General features: G+C 71.4%; 13 protein-coding genes. 9 read left to right on the top strand and 4 right to left on the bottom strand.

The features are described 5' to 3' along the window. Window positions 1–9: 9 nt before the first annotated feature. Genes nuoL through nuoN form a run of 3 tightly spaced genes read left to right on the top strand, consistent with a single transcriptional unit; the run spans window position 10 to window position 5,215 of the window. On the top strand, window positions 10–1,983 hold the full coding sequence (gene nuoL, locus ACP4J0_RS18985; protein ID WP_426599851.1) for an NADH-quinone oxidoreductase subunit L: 1,974 nt from the start codon (window positions 10–12) through the stop codon (window positions 1,981–1,983). A gap of 5 nt (window positions 1,984–1,988) precedes the next feature. Further along, the gene (locus ACP4J0_RS18980; RefSeq protein WP_426599850.1) at window positions 1,989–3,560 is read left to right on the top strand and encodes an NADH-quinone oxidoreductase subunit M; all 1,572 of its coding nucleotides are present in this window, start codon (window positions 1,989–1,991) and stop codon (window positions 3,558–3,560) included. Continuing rightward, window positions 3,557–5,215 (top strand): NADH-quinone oxidoreductase subunit NuoN, encoded by a 1,659-nt coding sequence (nuoN, locus tag ACP4J0_RS18975; protein WP_426599849.1) that lies wholly within the window; start codon window positions 3,557–3,559, stop codon window positions 5,213–5,215. Before ACP4J0_RS18980 ends, nuoN begins: the two co-directional genes overlap by 4 nt. A gap of 78 nt (window positions 5,216–5,293) precedes the next feature. Here nuoN and ACP4J0_RS18970 read toward each other — a convergent pair whose 3' ends face one another. Next, complete coding sequence (locus ACP4J0_RS18970; protein ID WP_426599932.1) at window positions 5,294–5,893, bottom strand: Uma2 family endonuclease; 600 nt, start codon at window positions 5,891–5,893, stop codon at window positions 5,294–5,296. A 232-nt stretch (window positions 5,894–6,125) separates the two neighbouring features. On the opposite strand from ACP4J0_RS18970, the gene recQ reads away from it, so the two are divergent. Further along, entirely contained in the window at window positions 6,126–8,132 is a 2,007-nt protein-coding gene (recQ, locus tag ACP4J0_RS18965; RefSeq protein ID WP_426599848.1) for a DNA helicase RecQ, read from the top strand. A gap of 62 nt (window positions 8,133–8,194) precedes the next feature. Here the strand turns inward: recQ and ACP4J0_RS18960 are convergent, their stop codons facing one another. Together ACP4J0_RS18960 and fahA are read right to left on the bottom strand one after the other, a co-directional pair. Further along, a complete protein-coding gene (locus ACP4J0_RS18960; protein WP_426599847.1) occupies window positions 8,195–9,133 on the bottom strand; it encodes a M56 family metallopeptidase in 939 nt (312 codons plus the stop codon). Window positions 9,134–9,489: 356 nt separating this feature from the next. Further along, on the bottom strand, window positions 9,490–10,722 hold the full coding sequence (gene fahA / locus ACP4J0_RS18955) for a fumarylacetoacetase (RefSeq protein ID WP_426599846.1): 1,233 nt from the start codon (window positions 10,720–10,722) through the stop codon (window positions 9,490–9,492). A 404-nt stretch (window positions 10,723–11,126) separates the two neighbouring features. Here fahA and ACP4J0_RS18950 point away from each other — a divergent pair, with 404 nt between their 5' ends. The 5 genes from ACP4J0_RS18950 to ACP4J0_RS18930 all read left to right on the top strand — a co-directional run bounded on the left by ACP4J0_RS18950 (window position 11,127) and on the right by ACP4J0_RS18930 (window position 19,048). Beyond that, window positions 11,127–12,383 carry a DegT/DnrJ/EryC1/StrS family aminotransferase gene (locus ACP4J0_RS18950; RefSeq protein WP_426599845.1) on the top strand — a complete coding sequence of 419 codons (1,257 nt, stop codon included), beginning with the start codon at window positions 11,127–11,129 and terminating at the stop codon, window positions 12,381–12,383. After that, window positions 12,376–14,910: a lipopolysaccharide biosynthesis protein gene (locus ACP4J0_RS18945; RefSeq protein WP_426599844.1), complete on the top strand. Its 2,535-nt coding sequence runs from the start codon at window positions 12,376–12,378 to the stop codon at window positions 14,908–14,910. Before ACP4J0_RS18950 ends, ACP4J0_RS18945 begins: the two co-directional genes overlap by 8 nt. 36 nt (window positions 14,911–14,946) lie before the next feature. Further along, window positions 14,947–17,268 carry a glycosyltransferase gene (locus ACP4J0_RS18940; RefSeq protein ID WP_426599843.1) on the top strand — a complete coding sequence of 774 codons (2,322 nt, stop codon included), beginning with the start codon at window positions 14,947–14,949 and terminating at the stop codon, window positions 17,266–17,268. 182 nt (window positions 17,269–17,450) lie between these two features. Next, on the top strand, window positions 17,451–17,921 hold the full coding sequence (locus ACP4J0_RS18935) for a hypothetical protein (protein WP_426599842.1): 471 nt from the start codon (window positions 17,451–17,453) through the stop codon (window positions 17,919–17,921). Beyond that, window positions 17,918–19,048 (top strand): glycosyl hydrolase, encoded by a 1,131-nt coding sequence (locus ACP4J0_RS18930; RefSeq protein ID WP_426599841.1) that lies wholly within the window; start codon window positions 17,918–17,920, stop codon window positions 19,046–19,048. The genes ACP4J0_RS18935 and ACP4J0_RS18930 overlap by 4 nt, the downstream gene beginning before the upstream one ends. Before the next feature lie 35 nt (window positions 19,049–19,083). Here ACP4J0_RS18930 and ACP4J0_RS18925 read toward each other — a convergent pair whose 3' ends face one another. Beyond that, complete coding sequence (locus ACP4J0_RS18925; RefSeq protein WP_426599931.1) at window positions 19,084–19,839, bottom strand: polysaccharide deacetylase family protein; 756 nt, start codon at window positions 19,837–19,839, stop codon at window positions 19,084–19,086. Window positions 19,840–19,853: the final 14 nt, after the last annotated feature.

The following is a 19,853-nucleotide window of genomic DNA, read 5'->3' as shown; positions in this document are numbered from 1 at the left end:
GCTAGAACCGTGACTAACGCAGAGAATCTGATTGCGCTGCTGGTGGCGGCGCCCCTGCTCGGAGCGGTGGTCCTGCTGTGCGGCGGACGCCGGCTGGACGCCGTCGGCCACTGGATCGGCACGCTGCTGGCGGCAGCGTCCTTCGTGATCGGTGTCGTCCTCTTCACCGACATGCTCGGCAGCGGCGCCGAGGACCGCACCCTGACGCAGCACCTGTTCAGCTGGATCCCGGTGGAGGGCTTCCAGGCCGACGTCGCCTTCCGGCTCGACCAGTTGTCGATGACGTTCGTCCTGCTGATCACCGGCGTCGGCTCGCTCATCCACCTGTACTCGGTCGCGTACATGGAGCACGACGAACGCCGCCGCCGCTTCTTCGGCTACCTGAACCTGTTCCTCGCGGCGATGCTGTTGCTCGTCCTCGCCGACAACTACCTGCTGCTGTACGTCGGCTGGGAGGGCGTCGGTCTCGCCTCCTACCTGCTGATCGGCTTCTGGCAGCACAAGCCCAGCGCCGCCACCGCCGCGAAGAAGGCCTTCCTGGTCAACCGCGTCGGCGACATGGGCCTGTCCATCGCGATCATGCTGATGTTCCTGTGGTTCGGCACCTTCGCCTTCGGGCCGGTGCTCGGCGGCCACGGGGAGGCCGGACTCGCAGGCGGAGCCGACGAGGGCAAGCTGACCGCGATCGCCCTGATGCTGCTGCTCGCCGCCTGCGGCAAGTCCGCCCAGGTGCCGCTGCAGTCCTGGCTCGGGGACGCGATGGAGGGCCCGACCCCGGTCTCGGCCCTCATCCACGCCGCGACCATGGTGACGGCGGGCGTGTACCTGATCGTCCGCTCCGGCGCCATCTTCAACGGCGCGCCCGACGCGCAGCTGGTGGTCACCATCGTCGGCGCGGTCACGCTGCTGTTCGGTGCGATCGTCGGTTGCGCCAAGGACGACATCAAGAAGGCACTGGCCGGCTCGACCATGTCGCAGATCGGCTACATGGTGCTGGCCGCCGGCCTCGGCCCCATCGGCTACGTCTTCGCGATCATGCACCTGGTGACGCACGGCTTCTTCAAGGCCGGGCTGTTCCTCGGCGCCGGTTCCGTCATGCACGGCATGAACGACGAGGTCGACATGCGCCGCTACGGCGGACTGCGGAAGTACATGCCGGTCACCTTCGTCACCTTCGGCCTCGGCTATCTCGCCATCATCGGCTTCCCGGGGCTGTCCGGCTTCTTCTCCAAGGACAAGATCATCGAGTCGGCGTTCGCCAAGGGCGGCACCGAGGGCTGGATCCTCGGCGCCTGCGCCCTGCTGGGCGCGGCCATCACGGCGTACTACATGACGCGCGTGATGCTGATGACGTTCTTCGGCGAGGAGCGCTGGCGCAACGCCCCGACGCCGTCACCCGCGAAGCCCGACGTGGAGCCCGCGGCCGAAACTCGCGGCGCGTACACGCCGCCCCACCCGCACGAGTCGCCGAAGATCATGACGATCCCGATGATCGTGCTGGCCGTCGGCTCGGTGTTCGGCGGCGCGTTCTTCAGCGTCGGTGACCGCTTCGTGCACTGGCTGGAGCCCATCACCGGACACGACCACGGCCACGCGCCGATCAGCGCCCTGACGGTCACGATCTCCACGGTCGCCGTGATGGTGATCGGCGTGGCGCTCGCCTGGGCGCAGTACGGCCGCCGCCCGGTCCCGGCCGTCGCCCCGCGCGGGTCGCTGCTCACCCGGGCCGCCCGGCGCGACCTGCTCCAGGACGACTTCAACCACGTCGTCCTGGTCCGCGGCGGCGAGCACCTCACGCGCTCCCTGGTCTACGTCGACCACAGCCTGGTCGACGGGGTCGTCAACGGGACGGCGGCATCGGTCGGCGGTCTGTCCGGGCGGATGCGCAAGCTGCAGAACGGGTTCGCGCGCAGTTACGCGGTCTCGATGTTCGGCGGTGCGGCGGTCCTCGTCGCCGCGACCCTGCTGATGAGGGCGGTTTGATACCGATGTCCTTTCCCCTGCTCACAGTCACGGCGGCCCTTCCGGCCGTCGGGGCGATCGCCACGGCCGCGGTGCCGGCCGCGAAACGCACCGCTGCCAAGTGGCTGGCGCTGCTGGTCTCGCTGGCCACGCTCGCGCTGGCGATCGCGGTCCTCATCCGTTTCGACCCCGACGGCGACCGCTACCAGCTCACCGAGTCCCACTCCTGGATCGCGGAGTTCGGCGTCCGGTACGAGCTGGGCGTGGACGGCATCGCGGTGGCGCTGATCGCGCTGACCGCCCTGCTGATCCCGTTCATCATCCTCGCGGGGTGGCACGACGCCGATCCCCTGGAGACCGGCAGCAGCCGGTGGCGGCCGACGCAGGGCTTCTTCGCCCTGATCCTGGCCGTCGAGGCGATGGTCATCATCTCCTTCGAGGCCACCGACGTCTTCCTCTTCTACATCTTCTTCGAAGCCATGCTGATCCCGATGTACTTCCTCATCGGCGGCTTCGGGGACCGGGCCCACGAGCACGGTGAGAAGACGGCGGCGACGCAGCGGTCGTACGCCGCGGTGAAGTTCCTCCTCTACAACCTGGCCGGCGGTCTGATCATGCTGGCCGCGGTGATCGGGCTGTACGTGGTCGCCGGGAACTTCTCGCTCACCGAGATCGCCGAGGCCCGGGCGAGCGGCGAACTGGACATGGCGACCAGCACGGAGCGGTGGCTGTTCCTCGGCTTCTTCTTCGCCTTCGCGGTGAAGGCGCCGCTGTGGCCGCTGCACACCTGGCTGCCCAACGCCATGCAGGAGTCGACCGCCCCGACCGCCGTGCTCATCACGGCGGTCGTCGACAAGGTCGGCACCTTCGCGATGCTCCGCTTCTGCCTCGGCCTGTTCCCGGAGGCGAGCAAGTGGGCGACGCCGGTCATTCTCGCCCTGGCGGTCATCAGCATCATCTACGGCGCGCTGCTCGCGGTCGGCCAGCGCGACATCAAGCGGCTGATCGCCTACGCGTCGATCTCCCACTTCGGTTTCATCATCATGGGCATCTTCGCGATGACCAGCCAGGGCCAGTCCGGCGCGACCCTGTACATGGTCAACCACGGGATCTCGACCGCCGTCCTGATGCTGATCGCCGGTTTCCTGATCTCACGGCGCGGCTCGCGGCTCATCGCCGACTACGGCGGAGTGCAGAAGGTCGCCCCGGTCCTCGCCGGCACCTTCCTGATCGGCGGCCTGGCGACCCTGTCGCTACCGGGCCTCGCGCCCTTCGTCAGCGAGTTCCTGGTCCTGGTCGGGACGTTCACGCGCTATCCGGTGATCGGCATCATCGCCACCTTCGGCATCGTGCTCGCCGCGCTCTACACCCTCGTCCTCTACCAGCGGACGATGACGGGCCCGGTGAAGCCGGAGGTGTCCGCGATGCCCGACCTGCGGGTGCGCGAGCTGGTGGTCGTGGCGCCGCTGGTGGCGCTGCTGATCTTCCTGGGCGTCTATCCGAAGCCCCTCACGGACATCGTCAACCCCGCCGTGGAGCAGACCATGTCCGACGTACAGAAGAAGGACCCCCAGCCCGAGGTGGAGGCGGCCAAGTGAGCGCAACAGCCGTCCACAGCCTGTGGACAACGGCGGCTACGGCGGCCGATCCGATCGCGAAGATCGACGCGCCGAAGATCGAGTACGGGCAGCTGTCGCCCACCCTCATTGTCATCGGCGCGGCGATCATCGGGATCCTGATCGAGGCCTTCGTGCCGCGCAGGTCCCGCTACTACGTGCAGATGTTCGTGTCCGCCGTCGCGCTCGTCGCCGCGTTCGCCGCGGTCGTCGCGCTCGCGGCGGGCGGCTACGGCACCACCAAGGCGGGCATCGCGGCGATGGGCGCCATCGCCGTCGACGGACCGGCCCTGTTCCTGCAGGGCACGATCCTGCTGGCGAGTCTGGTCGGCCTGTTCACGTTCGCCGAGCGGCGCCTCGACCCGGAGGCGCACGGCAACCGCGTCGACTCCTTCGCCGCGCAGGCCGCGTCCGTGCCGGGCAGCGAGAGCGAGCAGAAGGCGGTGAAGGCCGGGTTCACCACCACCGAGGTGTTCCCGCTGCTGCTCTTCGCCGTCGCCGGCATGCTGGTCTTCCCGGCGGCCAACGACCTCCTGACGCTGTTCGTGGCCCTCGAGGTCTTCTCCCTCCCGCTGTACCTGCTGTGCGCGCTGGCCCGCCGCAAGCGGCTGATGTCGCAGGAGGCGGCGGTCAAGTACTTCCTGCTCGGCGCGTTCGCCTCCGCGTTCACCCTGTTCGGCATCGCCCTGCTCTACGGCTACGCGGGCTCCATGTCGTACGGCACGATCGCGCAGGTCGTCGACGGCACCGTGCAGAACGTCACCCCGGCACTCGCCGACACCATGGGCAACGACGCGCTGCTGCTCGTCGGGTCCGCGCTGATCGTCATGGGCCTGCTGTTCAAGGTGGGCGCGGTGCCGTTCCACATGTGGACGCCGGACGTGTACCAGGGCGCGCCGACGCCGGTGACCGGCTTCATGGCGGCGGCGACCAAGGTGGCCGCCTTCGGCGCGCTGCTCCGCATCCTCTACGTCGTCCTGCCCGGCCTGCGCTGGGACTGGCGGCCGGTGATGTGGGCCGTGGCGATCGTCACCATGCTGGCCGGTGCGATCGTCGCGATCACGCAGACCGACATCAAGCGGCTGCTGGCGTACTCGTCGATCGCGCACGCGGGCTTCATCCTCGCCGGTGTCATCGCGACCACGCCGGACGGCATCTCGTCCGTCCTCTTCTACCTGGCCGCGTACTCCTTCGTCACGATCGGCGCCTTCGCGGTCGTCACGCTGGTGCGCGACGCGGGCGGCGAGGCGACGCACCTGTCGAAGTGGGCCGGGCTCGGGCGCAGGTCGCCGCTGGTGGCGGCCGTGTTCGCGGTGTTCCTGCTGGCCTTCGCGGGCATCCCGCTGACCTCCGGGTTCTCGGGCAAGTTCGCCGTGTTCAAGGCGGCGGCGGAGGGCGGCGCGGCCCCGCTGGTCGTGATCGGCGTGATCTCGTCGGCGATCGCGGCGTTCTTCTACATCCGCGTGATCGTCCTGATGTTCTTCAGCGAGCCGCGCCCGGAGGGCCCGACCGTCGCGGTGCCGTCGCCGCTGACGATGACGGCCATCGCCGTCGGAGTGGCGGTCACGGTGGTGCTCGGTGTGGCGCCGCAGTACTTCCTGGACCTGGCGGGACAGGCGGGGGTGTTCGTGCGCTGACGCGGCGCTCGCGCATGCCGGTACGGCAGCGGCCCGGCACCCTTTCGGGGTGCCGGGCCGCCGTCACGTGCGCGGGGGTCACTCGCCGCTGGGACGGGCCTTGATGCCTGTCAGGTCCAGATCCATCGGGAAGGGCGCGATCACCTTCATGCGCTCGCGGAAGATGCCCACGCTGGTGTAGGCGCCGGTGGTGGGCTCCAGCTCGAAGGCGTGGACCACCGCAAGCCCGTTCTCGCTCTCGACACGCCAGTAGTGGGGGATCTTCGCCCTGGCGTACTTCACCGGCTTGGTCTCGCGGTCTCGTGAGACCGAGTCGGTGGAGACCACCTCGACTGCCAGCGTGACGGCCGATGACGGAAACCGGGTCTGGGTCGAATCCGTCCAGGCGTCGGCCCGAAACAGGATGACGTCCGGCTCTGGCCTGTTCTGCGCGTCGATGTCGATCGTGAACTCACGAAAGACCTCGAACTCGGCAGGCGCCAACGACTGCAACTGCCATTTGAAGAAGTCGACAGCTCGTTCATGAAAGGCGGTCTGCGGACTCACGAAGACCAGGCTCCCGTCGATCAATTCCGTATGCGGAGGCAGATTCGGAAGCTGGTCCAAGTCGTCCGCGGTCCAGCCACCCTCGGGCGGGATCGGCCAGGCGGGTGTGGACGCCTTCGGTGCGACGCTCATCAGTGCTCCCATGGGACGGAGTCTCGCGGGTGCAATCAGACTATCCGGCGGAAACGGGCGGGTCTCCCGCGAACGTGTGAACGACTGTCGTGTCCTTGACGCCGGCCATGGCGGGCGGTCTGTGGATAACTCCAGGGCTGTCGGTGCGGACCCCTATCGTTGAGGGAGTGGTCGGGACAGGACGGACCAGACAGACCAGACGGGCGAGGCAGGACGTACGGGGGACGAGGCGATGGGCGGGACGGGCGTGATCGGCGAGATGACAGAGGCGACACAGGTGCGGGACGTGGACAGCGAGGCGCTGGCCACGCTGCACCGGGTCTTCGGGTACGAGGCCTTCCGCGGCGAGCAGGAGGCGGTCGTCGACCACGTGATCGCGGGCGGCGACGCCGTCGTGCTCATGCCGACCGGTGGCGGCAAGTCGCTGTGCTACCAGATTCCGTCCCTGGTCCGGCCCGGCACGGGCATCGTGGTCTCGCCGCTGATCGCGCTGATGCAGGACCAGGTGGACGCGCTGCGGGCCCTCGGAGTGCGGGCCGGGTTCATGAACTCCACGCAGGACTTCGACGAGCGGCGCGTGGTGGAGGCCGAGTTCCTCGCCGGCGAGCTGGACCTGCTGTACCTGGCGCCGGAGCGGCTGCGTCTGGAGGGCACCCTCGACCTGCTCTCCCGGGGCAAGATCTCCCTCTTCGCGATCGACGAGGCGCACTGCGTCTCGCAGTGGGGTCACGACTTCCGGCCCGACTATCTCGCCCTGTCGCTGCTCGGTGAGCGCTGGCCGGACGTGCCCCGCCTGGCGCTCACGGCGACGGCCACGCACGCGACGCACCGCGAGATCACCGAGCGGCTGAACATGCCGACGGCGCGGCACTTCGTGGCCAGCTTCGACCGGCCCAACATCCAGTACCGGGTCGTGCCGAAGTCCGACCCGAAGAAGCAGTTGCTGAGCTTCCTGCGCGAGGAGCACCCCGGGGACGCGGGCATCGTGTACTGCCTGTCGCGCAACTCCGTCGAGAAGACCGCCGAGTTCCTGTCGCGCAACGGCGTCGAGGCGGTGCCGTACCACGCGGGCCTGGACGCGGGCACCCGCGCGGCCCACCAGTCGAGGTTCCTGCGGGAGGACGGCCTGGTGGTCGTGGCGACCATCGCCTTCGGCATGGGCATCGACAAGCCGGACGTGCGGTTCGTCGCCCACCTGGACCTGCCCAAGTCGGTGGAGGGCTACTACCAGGAGACCGGACGCGCCGGGCGTGACGGGCTGCCGTCGACGGCCTGGATGGCGTACGGCCTCAACGACGTCATACAGCAGCGCAAGCTGATCCAGTCCGGCGAGGGTGACGAGGTGTTCCGCCGCCGGGCCCAGTCCCACCTGGACGCGATGCTCGCCCTGTGCGAGACCGCGCAGTGCCGCCGCGGCCAGCTCCTCGCCTACTTCGGGCAGGACCCGGACCCGGCCGGCTGCGGCAACTGCGACACCTGTCTCACCCCGCCGGAGACCTGGGACGGCACGGTCCCGGCACAGAAGGTGCTGTCGACGGTGGTGCGGCTGAAGCGGGAGCGCGGGCAGAAGTTCGGCGCGGGACAGATCATCGACATCCTGCTGGGCAAGCGCACCGCCAAGGTGATCCAGTTCGACCACGACCAGCTCTCCGTGTTCGGTATCGGCGAGGAGCTCACCGAGGGCGAGTGGCGTGGCGTCGCCCGGCAGATGCTGGCCCAGGGGCTGCTCGCGGTCGAGGGCGAGTACGGCACGTTGGTGCTGACCGAGAACAGCGGGGCGGTACTGAGGCGGGAGCGGGAGGTGCCGCTGCGGAAGGAGCCCAAGAAGCCGGCCGCGGCCCGGTCGGCGGGCGGCGGACGCGGGGACCGCAAGTCCAAGGCCGCCGCGGTCGAACTGCCCGACGAACTGCTCCCCGCCTTCGAGGCGTTGCGTGCCTGGCGTGCGGAGCAGGCCCGCGAGCACGGCGTTCCGGCGTACGTCATCTTCCACGACGCCACGCTCCGGGAGATCGCCACCGCCTGGCCCACCTCGATCGGGCAGCTCGGAGGCATCAGCGGGGTCGGTGAGAAGAAGCTGGCCACGTACGGGGAGGGCGTGCTGGCGGTGCTGGCGGGACTGGACGGACCGGCCGCGGCGCCTGCCCCGGGGCGTCCGTCGGTCGACCCAGGCCCCGGCGCGGACGACACGGACGCCTGGCCCGAGCCGGAGCCCGAGCCCGAGCCCGACGACTGGATGTAGAGGGCTTGCCGAAGGCGGTGGTGAGCCGCGCCCGGGTGGGCGTCATGCGGGGGCGCGGCTGCCTACGCCAGCGCCGTCAGGCCCGGGGCAAAGGTGATCAGCAGAGGAAGCAGGGGGACCAGGGCGGCTGTCGCGGTGGTCAGGGCCCGATGCCGGGGGAGCAGGCGGGGCGGGGGTTCGAGGAGGCGGTCGACGCGTTCGCCGAGGAGGCGGTGGCTGGAGGAGCAGGACAGGACACCGCGGTGCTGGTTCAGCTCGATCAGGGCCAGCGCCGTGGTCAGGTGACCGCAGCGGCGGGAGGCGGTGTCGTCGGCGGAGAGTTCGACCAGGCGGTGGGTCTGGTCGCAGAAGTGAGCGAAGAGGGGGACCCGCGGGAAGCCGGTGGCGAGGGCGGTGGACAGGTGGAGCAGCCAGTCGTGGCGGGCCCGGGCGTGGCCGCGCTCGTGGGTGAGGACGGCGTCGAGCTGGTGGTCGGTGAGGCGCTGCAGAGCGCCGGTGGTGACGATCAGCTGGGGCGGGTTGCCGGGCATCCACCAGGCGTCCGGGTACTCGTCCTCCAGCACCAGCAGGGGGCCGCGGGCGGCGGGGAGTCCGGCGGGCAGGTCGGGGGCTCGTTCGCGCAGGTGGGCACGTGACTGGGCGCGCCGTCGGCGGGCCTCGACGAGCTCGCGGGCGAGCATGGCGGTCGTCCAGGCGGCGCCGCCTGCCAGCAGCAGGGTGAGGGCGGCCGCCCAGGGCGAGCCGGCGGAGAGGTTGTAGGCAGCGGTCACCGCGGGCGGCGCCGGCGCGAAGAGCTGGGCGCGGACGGTGCCGAAGACGGCGGCGGCGCCGAGGACGAGGGCCGTCAGGCAGCACAGCAGGACGGTGGCGACCAGGCACTGCCACACCCACAGTGCGACCACCGGGTCCCGTTCGGGCCACGAGGACCGGGTCAGCGCGCGCGGCACCGGCACCGCGGCGGTCACGGCGACGACGAACAGCAGGAGCAGGCAGACGGTCATGCCACGGGCTCCGGATCCTGGTCGGAAGGGCGGCTCTGGCTGTGGTGCGGTTCTGGTGGGCGGCGCCGAGGCCTCGGTGTGTCTTGGGATGCCTCGGTGCGGCGGTGCTCGTCGCGCGGGTGCGGAGACGCCGCGCACACCGCCCGACGCCAGTATGACGGTGACGGGCGGTGTGAGTCAGGCCCCAGCGGTCAACTGGTCCGGCCGGGCGGCAGTCCCGTGGGCTTCCACCCGGTCCGTGGCCCGGCGGGAGCCCTGTGAGCTGTCGTCCGTTTCCTTGGCCTGGCGCGGCCCTGCGAGTTGGTGTCCGGTCCTCCGGTCCGTGGTCCGCGGGTGCCCCGTGAGCTACCGCCCTGCTACCGCCCGGCCCGTGGCCCGGTCACCCGCCCGGTCACCTCGCCCAGCCCCACCCGGGTGCCGCCCGGACCCGGGGCCCAGGCGGACAGGGTCACCACGTCCCCGTCCTCCAGGAACGTCCGCTTGCCGTCGGGGAGTTCCAGGGGGTCGCGTCCGTTCCAGGTCAGTTCGAGCAGGGACCCGCGCTCCCGCTCCGTCGGCCCGCTCACCGTGCCGGATCCGTAGAGGTCGCCCGTGCGCAGGGAGGCGCCGTTGACGGTCATGTGGGCCAACTGCTGGGCGGCCGTCCAGTACATGGTGGAGAACGGCGGCTCGGACACGACGTGGCCGTTGACGGCGACGGAGATCCGCAGGTCGTAGCCTCCGGGCTCGTCCCGCTCCCCGGTGGTGTCGTCCAGGTAGGGCAGCAGTTCGTGCGTGCGCTCCGGCGGGGCCACCCGCGCCTCCTCCAGGGCGTCCAGCGGCGTGACCCAGGCCGACACGGACGTGGCGAACGACTTGCCGAGGAACGGACCGAGGGGGACGTACTCCCAGGCCTGGACGTCCCGCGCGGACCAGTCGTTGAGCAGGCAGAGTCCGAAGACGTGCTCGCGGAAGTCGCCGAGCGCCACCGGGCTGCCCAGTTCGGACGGCACGCCCACCACGAAGCCGACCTCCGCCTCGATGTCCAGGCGGACGGACGGACCGAAGACGGGAGCGGCGTCGGCCGGGGCCTTGCGCTGCCCGGACGGTCGTACGACGTCCGTGCCCGACACGACGACCGTGCCGGAGCGGCCGTGGTAACCGATCGGGAGGTGCTTCCAGTTCGGGGTGAGGGAGTCGGCGGCGTCGGGGCGGAAGATCTGGCCGACGTTCCGGGCGTGGTTCTCGGAGGCGTAGAAGTCGACGTAGTCCGCGACCTCGAAGGGCAGGTGGAGGGTCACCGACGAGAGGGGGTGGAAGAGGGGTTCGAGGGTCTCGCGGTGGGAGGGGACGGTCACCCAGGCCGTCAGGGCGCGCCGTACGTCGGACCAGGCGGTGCGGCCGGCCGCCAGCAACGGGTTCAGGGTGGGCCGTGCGAGCAGGGAGGCGTACGGCGAGCCGAGCGCGTGGGCCGCCGCGCCGGCGTCGAGGACGTGGTCGCCGAGCCGGACGCCCACCGTCCGCTCCTGGGTGCCGGGGACCGAGAACACGCCGTACGGAAGGTTGTGCGGGCCGAAGGGGTCGCCCTCGGGGACATCGAAGGGGGGCATCGGGTGCTGCCTCGCTTTCGTGCTCGCCATGTGCGCCGTGCGCGCCGTGTGCGCCACGCGGTTCGTGGCCGGGCCACACGTTACGGGTGGCACACCGGTCTTGGGCAGTGTGTCGGGAGGCGGCGGTGCGTGGCGGGGGAGGGCGTGCCCGGTGGGCCGACGTGCGCCGAGTGGCCCGGGTGCCGGTGCGGAAGGCGAGCGGAGTGACCGGTGGTGCGACTCCCGCACCGCCCGCGTACGCCCGCGTGTACGGCCGGGGATGTGGCGCTCCGCTTCCGCTTGAGTGCGGGAAGTTGTCCACAGGCCGGTACGCAATCTTGACGGAGCGGTGCGAACGGGGTGACTCTGGGCGGGTGCCGGAAAGCCTCGGGGAGGGGGCTTTCGATGGCACACCAGGGGGGCGGATGGCCACAGGGGAGGCCGGTCCGGGATCGGTGCGGTCTGGTTCGCAGCCGAGGAAGCGGCTGGAAGAGACCATGCGCAGCCGACTCGGCCGGGAATGCGTGTACGTACCGTCGTGCCGTTTCGGGCTGTACGCGGCACTGCGTCACTGGTGCCCGCCGGGCGGCCGGGTGCTGATGTCGCCGGTCAACGACGACGTCATCTTCTTCGTCGTGCTCGCCGCCGGACTGCGGCCGGTGCAGGCGCCGCTGAATCCGTCGGACGCGTCCATCGACATCGATGCCGTGCCCGAGGAGACGTGGGGCTCGCTGTCCGCCGTGCTGACGACGAACCTGTACGGAAACCCGGACCCGGCGCCCGGACTGCGGGCCCGCTGCGACGCGTTGGGAATCCCGCTGTTCGAGGACGCGGCGCACGCCATCGGCAGCGAGGTGGGGGGACGGCCGGTCGGCGCCTGGGGCGACGCCTCCGTTTTCAGCCTGTCGAAGCACGTCGGCGCGAAGGCCGGAGGCATCCTCGCGGTCGCCGATCCGGGGCTGCGGGAGGCACTGGAAAAGGCCTGTGACGACCTGCTGCTTCCCCGCCGCGCGACGGCGGAAGCCGCCTATGCCGTACGGCCGTACGCGGAGGCCGCCGTACGCGGACTGCGGCTTCGGTCGGCCGCCTGGGCCACGATGCGGCTGCTGGGGCTGACGGAGCGGGAGGGGATCCGGATGCCGCTGCGACCTGACGAGCTGGCCCGCGCGGTCGCCTCGGCCCCCGACCTGGACGCCCATGATTCCTGGGTCCGCGTCGACATGCACGACTACCGGCTGCGGGGCGGCCGGTTCCGGCTCGGGCGCATCGGACGCGGGCTCGGCCGACTGGACGACGTACTCGCCGACTGCCGTGCGGGCACGGAGCTGCTGCTGTCGACGCGCTGGGCGCGGCCGGACGCGTGGGAAGGCGCGAGGAGCCGGTCACCGGACACGGCGCAGCCGTTGTTCCGCGTGCCGCTGCTCGTGGCGGACCGGGACGCGGCGGCCCGGGCGCTGGCCCGGCGCGGCATCGTCGTCGGATACCTCTACGACCCGCCGCTGGACGACTACGCGGGCACGGCCTTCACCGACCCGTCGCCTTCCCCCGAGGGGGCGCGCTGGTTCGCGCGGCACGCCCTGCCGGTGGATCCGCTGCGGGCCCGTGCGGCCGTCGCGGCGCTGGAGGAGTCCGGAGTACGGCCGGCCGAGGCACCGGAAGGGCTGGCTCCGTCCGGTGGCTGAGACTCAGGTGCACGAGACCACCGCGGCGCCCGCGGGCGGCGGCAAGAGGCTGCCGGAGAGCGGGCGCGGCGGCGACTCGCTCTTCAAGAACGCCTACTTCCTGATGCTCAGCACCGGTGTCTCCGCCGTGCTCGGCCTCGGCTTCTGGCTCGTGGCCGCCCGCTACTACTCCGAGGAGGCCGTCGGGCAGGGCTCCGCCGCCATTGCCGCCATGCGGCTGCTCGCCAGCATCACGGCGACCACGATGATCGGCGCCGTGGTCCGTTTCGTGCCGCGGGCCGGCCGTGCGACCGGGTGGCTGGTGTGGCGGGCGTACGCGGCCAGTTCGGTGGTCGTCGCCGTGGCCGCCGTCGTCTTCCTGCTCACCCTCGACCTGTGGGGTGCGTCGTACGCACCGCTGGGCACCGCCGAGGCGGGGGCGCTGTTCGTCGCGGCGTGCGTGGCCTGGGCGCTGCTCACCCTCCAGGACGGCGTGCTGACCGGGTTGCGCAAGGCGGAGTGGGTGCCCGCCGGGAACGCGGTGTTCTCGGTCGGGAAGCTGATCCTGCTCGCCGTCTTCGCCACCACGCTGCCGGTGCTCGGCATCTTCGTGTCCTGGGCCGTGGCCATCGCCTTCTCCACCCTGCCCCTCGGCTGGCTGATCTTCCGCAGACTCATCCCGCGCCAGGCCGCCGCCGACCGTGACGTGGAGCCGCCCAAGGTCCGCGAGATGGGCCGGTTCCTCGCCGGGGACTCGCTGGGCGCGGTGTTCAGCCTGGCGATGATCAACCTGCTGCCGGTGATGGTCGCGGTCAACTTCAGCGCCGCGGAGAACGGCTACTTCTACGTGGCCTACACCGTCGGCGGCACGATGGAGTTCATGGCCATCAACATGGCCTCCTCCCTCACCGCGCACGCCTCGCACGACCCGCGCCGCCTCGCCGACGGTGTCCGCGGGGCGCTGCGCCGCATGACGCTGCTGCTGGTGCCGGTGGTGCTCGTCCTGGTCGTCTTCGCCCCGCAGATCCTCGCGCCCTTCGACGAGGACTACGCCGAGCACGGCTCCACGGTGCTGCGGCTGCTGGCCGTCGGGGCGCTGCCGAGGATCGTGGTCGAGCTGTACATCGGCGTGCTCCGCGTGCAGGGACGTACCGGCGTGCTCGCCGCCGTGCAGGGCACCATGTGCCTCCTCGTGCTGGGCAGCGCGGCGATGCTGTTCACCCCGGCCGGGATCGCGGGCGCCGGCTGGGCGGTGCTGGGGAGCATGACGGTGGTCGCCGTCGGCTGCGCGCCCGGCCTGCGCGCCGCCCTCCGCGGCATCGACGGAGCCGATGATTCCGGCAGTCCCGGGGACTCGGGTTCCTCCGGCGGCGCCCGGCTGCGGGGTGGGCGGAAACCCGGCCCCGGCACCTCCTACGGCACCCGCTGGGCGCGGTTGAACGCCACCGCGGGGTACGGCACGAGCTGGGCGCGGCGGGCGGCGTACGAGCAGGAGCAGACCGACGAGGCGTCACGGGACGACACGGTCGCCCTTTTCATAGGGCGGCCGGGGTACGAGCGGGAAGCCCTGGAGGCGGACACCCTCGCGGTGATCGTCCGGCGGTCGCGGCACCCCGACGCCGAGCCCGGGCCGGTATCCGGCCCGGACGACGTTACCGACGTGAACTCGGACCTGGGCTCCGGCTCCGGCGCCGGCGCTGGCGCCGGAGCTGACGCCGACTCCGGTCGCTCCGGGCCCGGTGACCGCGACGGGGACCACGGCCACGACGGGGAGCACGGCCACGAGGGGGACCACGTCCTCCACGCCGATGCCGGCCCCGACGGCGATGACGGCAGGTTCGTCGGGGACGACGACGGATTCGGGGCGATCCCCGAGCGGCGTCTGCGGCCCGCCCTGTGGCTGCTGCTCGGCGTCGCCACCGTGGTGTTCCTGGTGGCAATGCGTGAACTGCCGTGGCTGGACGGCGCGTCCGGGACAGGGGCCGAACTCACGGGGCAGGAACTGATGCGGGGGCTGCCGCTGCCGGCGCTGATCGCGGGGGCCCTGCTGCTTGTGGTGTTCGTGGCATCCGTGACCTTGTGCGCCTCGCCCGACCCATGGCTGCCCGGCACCGCGCTGGGTGCCGCCGTCCTCGCCCTCCACGCGGCGCCCGTCGCCCTCGGCCGGGAACCGGAGGCGGTAGGCGGGGCGTTATACACCGAGACGGCCGGATTCCTGGCAGAAGCGGTAGGGCTCGACGGGCCCGGCCCACTGCTGCGCTGGACGCCGCTCGTCCTGCAGCTGCTGTGCCTCGTGCCGCTGTGGCTGCTGCTCGCGAAGGCGGGGAACCGGCTGCCGTGGCAGGGGCGCTGGGGGGTCCTGTATCTCGCCGCGGTGGGGAGCTGGGTCTGGCGTCAGGAGCTGGCACCGGTCGTGCCGCCTCTCCTCCTGCTCCTCGTCCTCGCCGTCCTGCTCCTGTCCCTGCGCCGCCCGGCCTCGATGCGGGGCATGACGGAGATGGCACAGCCCCCGCACCGCACCAGACCGAACGACAAGTCCAGGGACTGATCAAGCACAGAGCCGAATCGCCAGGGGGGAACCGTCGTGCGTCCGCCAGCAACTCCACGGGAGAGATCCGCACCAGAGCCCGCGCCCGGGCAGGAGACCCCGGACGCGTCGAACCGGGACGCACCGGCACCCTCGGACGCGCCGGGCACCGGGGCAACCCCCGCGCGCGGGCACGAACAGGACCACGGACCCGACCGCGACGACCGCGACCACAACCGCAACCGCGACGACCCCGAGCACGAGCACGACCCCGAGCACGACGACCACGAACACGACGACCACGAACACGGGCCCGAGCACGACGACCACGAGCCCGAGCGCGGCTACACGCGGGAGACGGTCGCGCCCTCCCGCACCGCGCAGGAGCCGACTCCCCGCACTTCACAGGAGTCGGCTCCCAGGACCTCGGAGGAGGCGTCCGCCCGGCCGGGCCGGGGGATCACCACAAGCGCCCATCACCCCTCTACCGCGGAGTCCTCGGGCTCCGTCCCCGAGCCGCCCGTGACGGATCTGTCCGACCTCACCCCAGCCGCCTGGCCGGCCCGCGCGGCCGCCGCCTGGCCGGCCGTGCCCCTGCTCGTCGCGCTCGCCCTGTGGGGCTACGCGACGCGTCACACCGACGTGTCCGCCCTGGACGACTTCGGCCTGGTCAGCGCGGTGCACCCCACCTTCTGGGCCGGCCTCGCCGTGCTCACCACCGGGTTCTGGTTCACGGTCCGCGATCCGCGCCGTCGCCATGCCTGGTCGCTCGCGTACGTCCTGGGCCTGCTGGTGATGGAGCGGGCCACCCAGGCCGTCCTCTACCCGACCCCGCTCTACGCGTGGGCGTGGAAGCACGACGCGGTCATCGACCACCTCCTGACGTCCGGCGGGCTCCAGACCGCGGACCAGCTCGGCGACATGGCCGTCTACGACCAGTGGCCCGGCTTCTTCGCCGCCCAGGCCGCGCTGGTGCGACTGCTGGGCGTGGACAACGCCGCGATGTACATGGCCTGGTGGCCGCTGGCCTCCAGCCTGATGCTGCTGCTCCCGCTGCTGCTGATCTACCGGACGTTCACCGAGGACCGGCGGCTGATCTGGACCGCCGTGTGGCTGTTCTACGTCGCCAACTGGGTGGGCCAGGACTACTTCTCCCCGCAGTCCGTCGCCTTCGTCCTGCACCTGGGCGTCATCGCGGTCGTACTGCGCCGCTACGGCCGTTCCGGCGGGCGGCGCGGCCGGCAGGGGCAGGCGGTGTGGACCGTACTGCTCAGCGTGCTGGTCACCGCCATAGTCGTATCGCACCAGCTGACCCCCGCCATGCTCGTCGTCACGCTCGTCGCCCTGGCCTTCACGCGTCGCCACCGGGACTGGGTTCCGGCGGTCACGACGGTCGTCGTCTTCCTGGCCTGGTGCCTCACGGCCGCGCTGCCCTTCCTGTCCGCCGCCATGCCGGACATGATCCGTTCGGTCGGTGACGTCGGCGCCAACGTGGAGACGGGATACGGAGCCACCCCCACCGGCACCGGCGCGGTGATGACCTCATGGGCGGCCCGGCTGCTGTCGGGTTCGGTACTGCTGCTCGCGCTGGCCGGCCTCCTGCGCCAGCGGGTGCTGCGGCACCGGGCACTGCCGCTGCTGCTGGTCGCGGCGGCGCCGCTGCCGATGTTCGTGGCGAGCAGCTACGGCAGCGAGATGATCTTCCGGGTTCTGATGTTCACACTGCCCGGCGCGGCCTTCTTCGCCGCCGCCGCACTGCTGCCGAAGGTCCGCACGCTGGCCGCCGACGCCGCCGCGCGGGAAACGGCCGGACGTTCGCCGGCCATCTCCGCCCGGCGTCGTCGCCTGCCGCTGCCCTCGTTGCCCCCGCTGAGGTACGGGGCCTGGGTGCCGCCGCTGGTGCTGCTCGCCGGAACCCTCGCCTTCGTGCCGAGTTACTCGGGCAAGGACCGCATCAACTACTTCCCGTCCCGGGAGGTGGCCATGGTCCAGCAGCTCTTCGACCAGGCGCCCGACGACTCCCTGGTCGTCGCCGCCAACCGGAACTATCCGCTCGCCTACGAGCAGTACTGGAGGGTCGACCACTACTGGTTCCTCGACGACGACCGGAGCCACATCGACGAGATCGTCCGGGACCCGGCCGCCGTCCTCGCCCGCGACATGTCCGCGGTGGAAGCACCGGCCCGCGCCTACTTCCTGCTCACCCAGGGACAGGTGGCCAACTCGGAGATGAACGGCCAGCTGGACGAGGCCCAGTTGAGACGAGTGCGGGAGTCCGTCGCGAACTCGCCGCGGTTCGAGCGCGTGGCGGAGAACAGCGCCGGAGTGCTCTACGTCCTGAAACAGGCGAGCCGAGAAGGGGAGGGAACCGGACGATGACACCGCAGGACGCCGGGACTCCGCAGAACGCCGGGACACCGCGGAACGCCGTGACTCCGCGGAACGCCGGAACGTCGCAGGAAACCGTGACTCCGCTGGAAGCCGCGACATCGCAGGACGACGTAAGGACACGGCACGGCGACGTAAGGACACGGCCGGACGCCACGACTGCGCAGGACGCCATGACTCCGCAGGACGCCATGACTCCGCAGGACCTCGTGATCCGTATGCTGCCGCCGTTCGGCGGCTGGCTGGCGCTCGCCGCGCTCGCCCTGCCCGGCGGCTCACCGTTGCGCGGCGCGGCGGTCGCCGCCTTCCTGGCCGTCGGCCCGGGCGCGGCCCTGGTCAGGATCTGCGGCCCCGCGCTGCGGGTCCGCCGTGCGGAGGGCCCCGTCGAGCGTCGGGAGGCAGACTTCGAACGCCACTCCGACCTGCTGGAACGGCTGATGCTGGCCGTCCTGCTGAGCGTGAGCGCCGCGATGCTCGTCGCCACCGTACTGATAGCCGCGCACGCCTTCAGCGGGGACCGCGTCCTGCTGACGCTCACCCTGCTGACCACGCTCGCCGCGTTCTGCCCGCGCCTGCGTGCCTCCCCGACGGCCACGACGGTGCCGGGGACGGCGCCGAGGACACGGAAGGGTTCCACTTCGTGAGGTTCGCCCGTCCCGCTCGCCGCACGACTGCGGACTCGACGACGACCGGACAGCACCGCAGGCCCAAGGCCCCCAGGGGCCCGGGCCGGCGTCGTCTGCTGATCACATCCGTCACGGCCACGTGCGCGGTCCTGGTCGCGGTGCTCGCCCTGCGCGACGCCTCCGGCCCCGCCGACCCGGCCGACGACGCCAAGTGCCGCCCGACCGAGATTCTCGAACCGCCCTGCGGCGCGTGGTTCGGCGCCTTCGTGCCGCACGACAAGTCCGACCTGGCCGAGAAGGTGGACGCGTACGAGGAGAACGTCGGGCGCAGGCTCGACATCGTGTACACGTACCACGACATGTCGGCGGTCACGGAGACCCGCCTGGAGGGACAACTGCTCACCGAGCAGGAACAGCGCGTCGGCGAGGACCGCATGCTGCTGCTCTCCTGGGAGAGCAAGTGGTGGGGCGGCACGAAGCAGCAGCAGCCCACCTGGAAGCAGATAGCCGCCGGCGACCTGGACGACTCCGTGATCGACGTCCAGGCACAGCGCATCAAGGAGTACGGGGAGCGCACGGGGAAGAAGGTGTTCCTCTCCTTCGACCTGGAGATGGACACCCGTACGCCGGACAACGGCACCCCGGCCGACTACGTACGGGCCTACCGGCACATCCACGACCGGTTCCGGGAGCTGGGCGTCGACAACGTCGTGTGGACCTGGATCATCACCGGCTACCTGGACCACGCGGACCTGTTCGGGAAGATGTACCCGGGGGACGAGTACGTCGACTGGATCGGCTACAACCAGTACAACTACTACCTCTGCCACAAGACGGACTGGCTCAGCTTCGCCCAGACACAGCACGCCACCCACGACTGGATCCGCGCCAACATCTCCGACGACAAGCCCCTGATGCTCTCGGAGTTCGGCAGTGCATCCGATCCGAAGCGGCCGGACCGGCAGGCGGACTGGTACGCGCAGGTGCCCGGGGTGCTGAAGGAGCTGGAGGGCGTCAAGGCCGCCCTCCAGTGGAACTACCGGGACCCGGGACCGCACTGCAACCTGGCCGTGGCGGGGGACCGGGCGTGGGCCAGCCTGCGCAAGGTGGCCGGTGACCCCCACCTCAACCAGCCACTCGAGTGACGGGAGCGCCCTGCCGACCACCGACTACCCACTGACTACCCGGCGAACTCGGGGCCCCGGACCATGGCACGCCCCCGCCGGTACCACCGCCACGCGACCGTCTTCGGCCCGTCGCGGTAGGGGGCGATCCGGGCGCCCCCTCCCGCCAGCCACGCCTCGACGTCGGCGACCGTGTGGCCGCGCCGCACGATGAGCCGGGCGATGCGGTACCGCTCGTCGCGGTCCGAGCTGAGCGCGTGCCGCACGGCGGTCGCCGTCTCGTACCCGGCGCGGGCCGACAACGACCGCACCTTCGCGCTGTTGTAGCCGTGCGGGTAGGCGAGGTGACGGACCGGGTGTCCGAGGGTGTCCTCCAGCATCGCCTTGGACGTGCGCAGTTCGTACGCCAGGTCCTTGGCGGACAGGGTGTCGAGCTGGGCGTGGGTGACGGTGTGGCTGCCGATCTCCATGCCGGAACGTTCCAGCACCGCTACCGCGTCCAGGGTCATCATCGGGGCGGGCGGCAGCAGACTGCGCCCGCCCGGGGCGATGGCCCCGGTGGTGAGGTAGGCGGTGGCGGGCAGCGCGCGCTCGGCCAGCGCCTCGGCCGTGGGACCGGGCAGGTCGGCGAAGCCGTCGTCGAAGGTGAGCAGCACGGGCCGGTGCGGCAGGGGCGCCCGACCTGCGAGATGGCCGGCGAGCGCGCTGATCGTGACCGGCGTCATGCCACTGTCGACGATCGCGTCCAGGTGGGCGGCGAACTGCCTCGGGCTGACGGTGAACTCGGCGATCCACGAGGGCGGATCGTCCATCACGGCGTGGTAGA

The sequence above is a fragment of the Streptomyces sp. WG7 genome, from assembly GCF_049975785.1.
Classification (GTDB): Bacteria; Actinomycetota; Actinomycetes; order Streptomycetales; family Streptomycetaceae; genus Streptomyces.
Note: the sequence above shows the minus strand (reverse complement) of the source record. Positions and strands in the feature narration are given on the sequence as shown.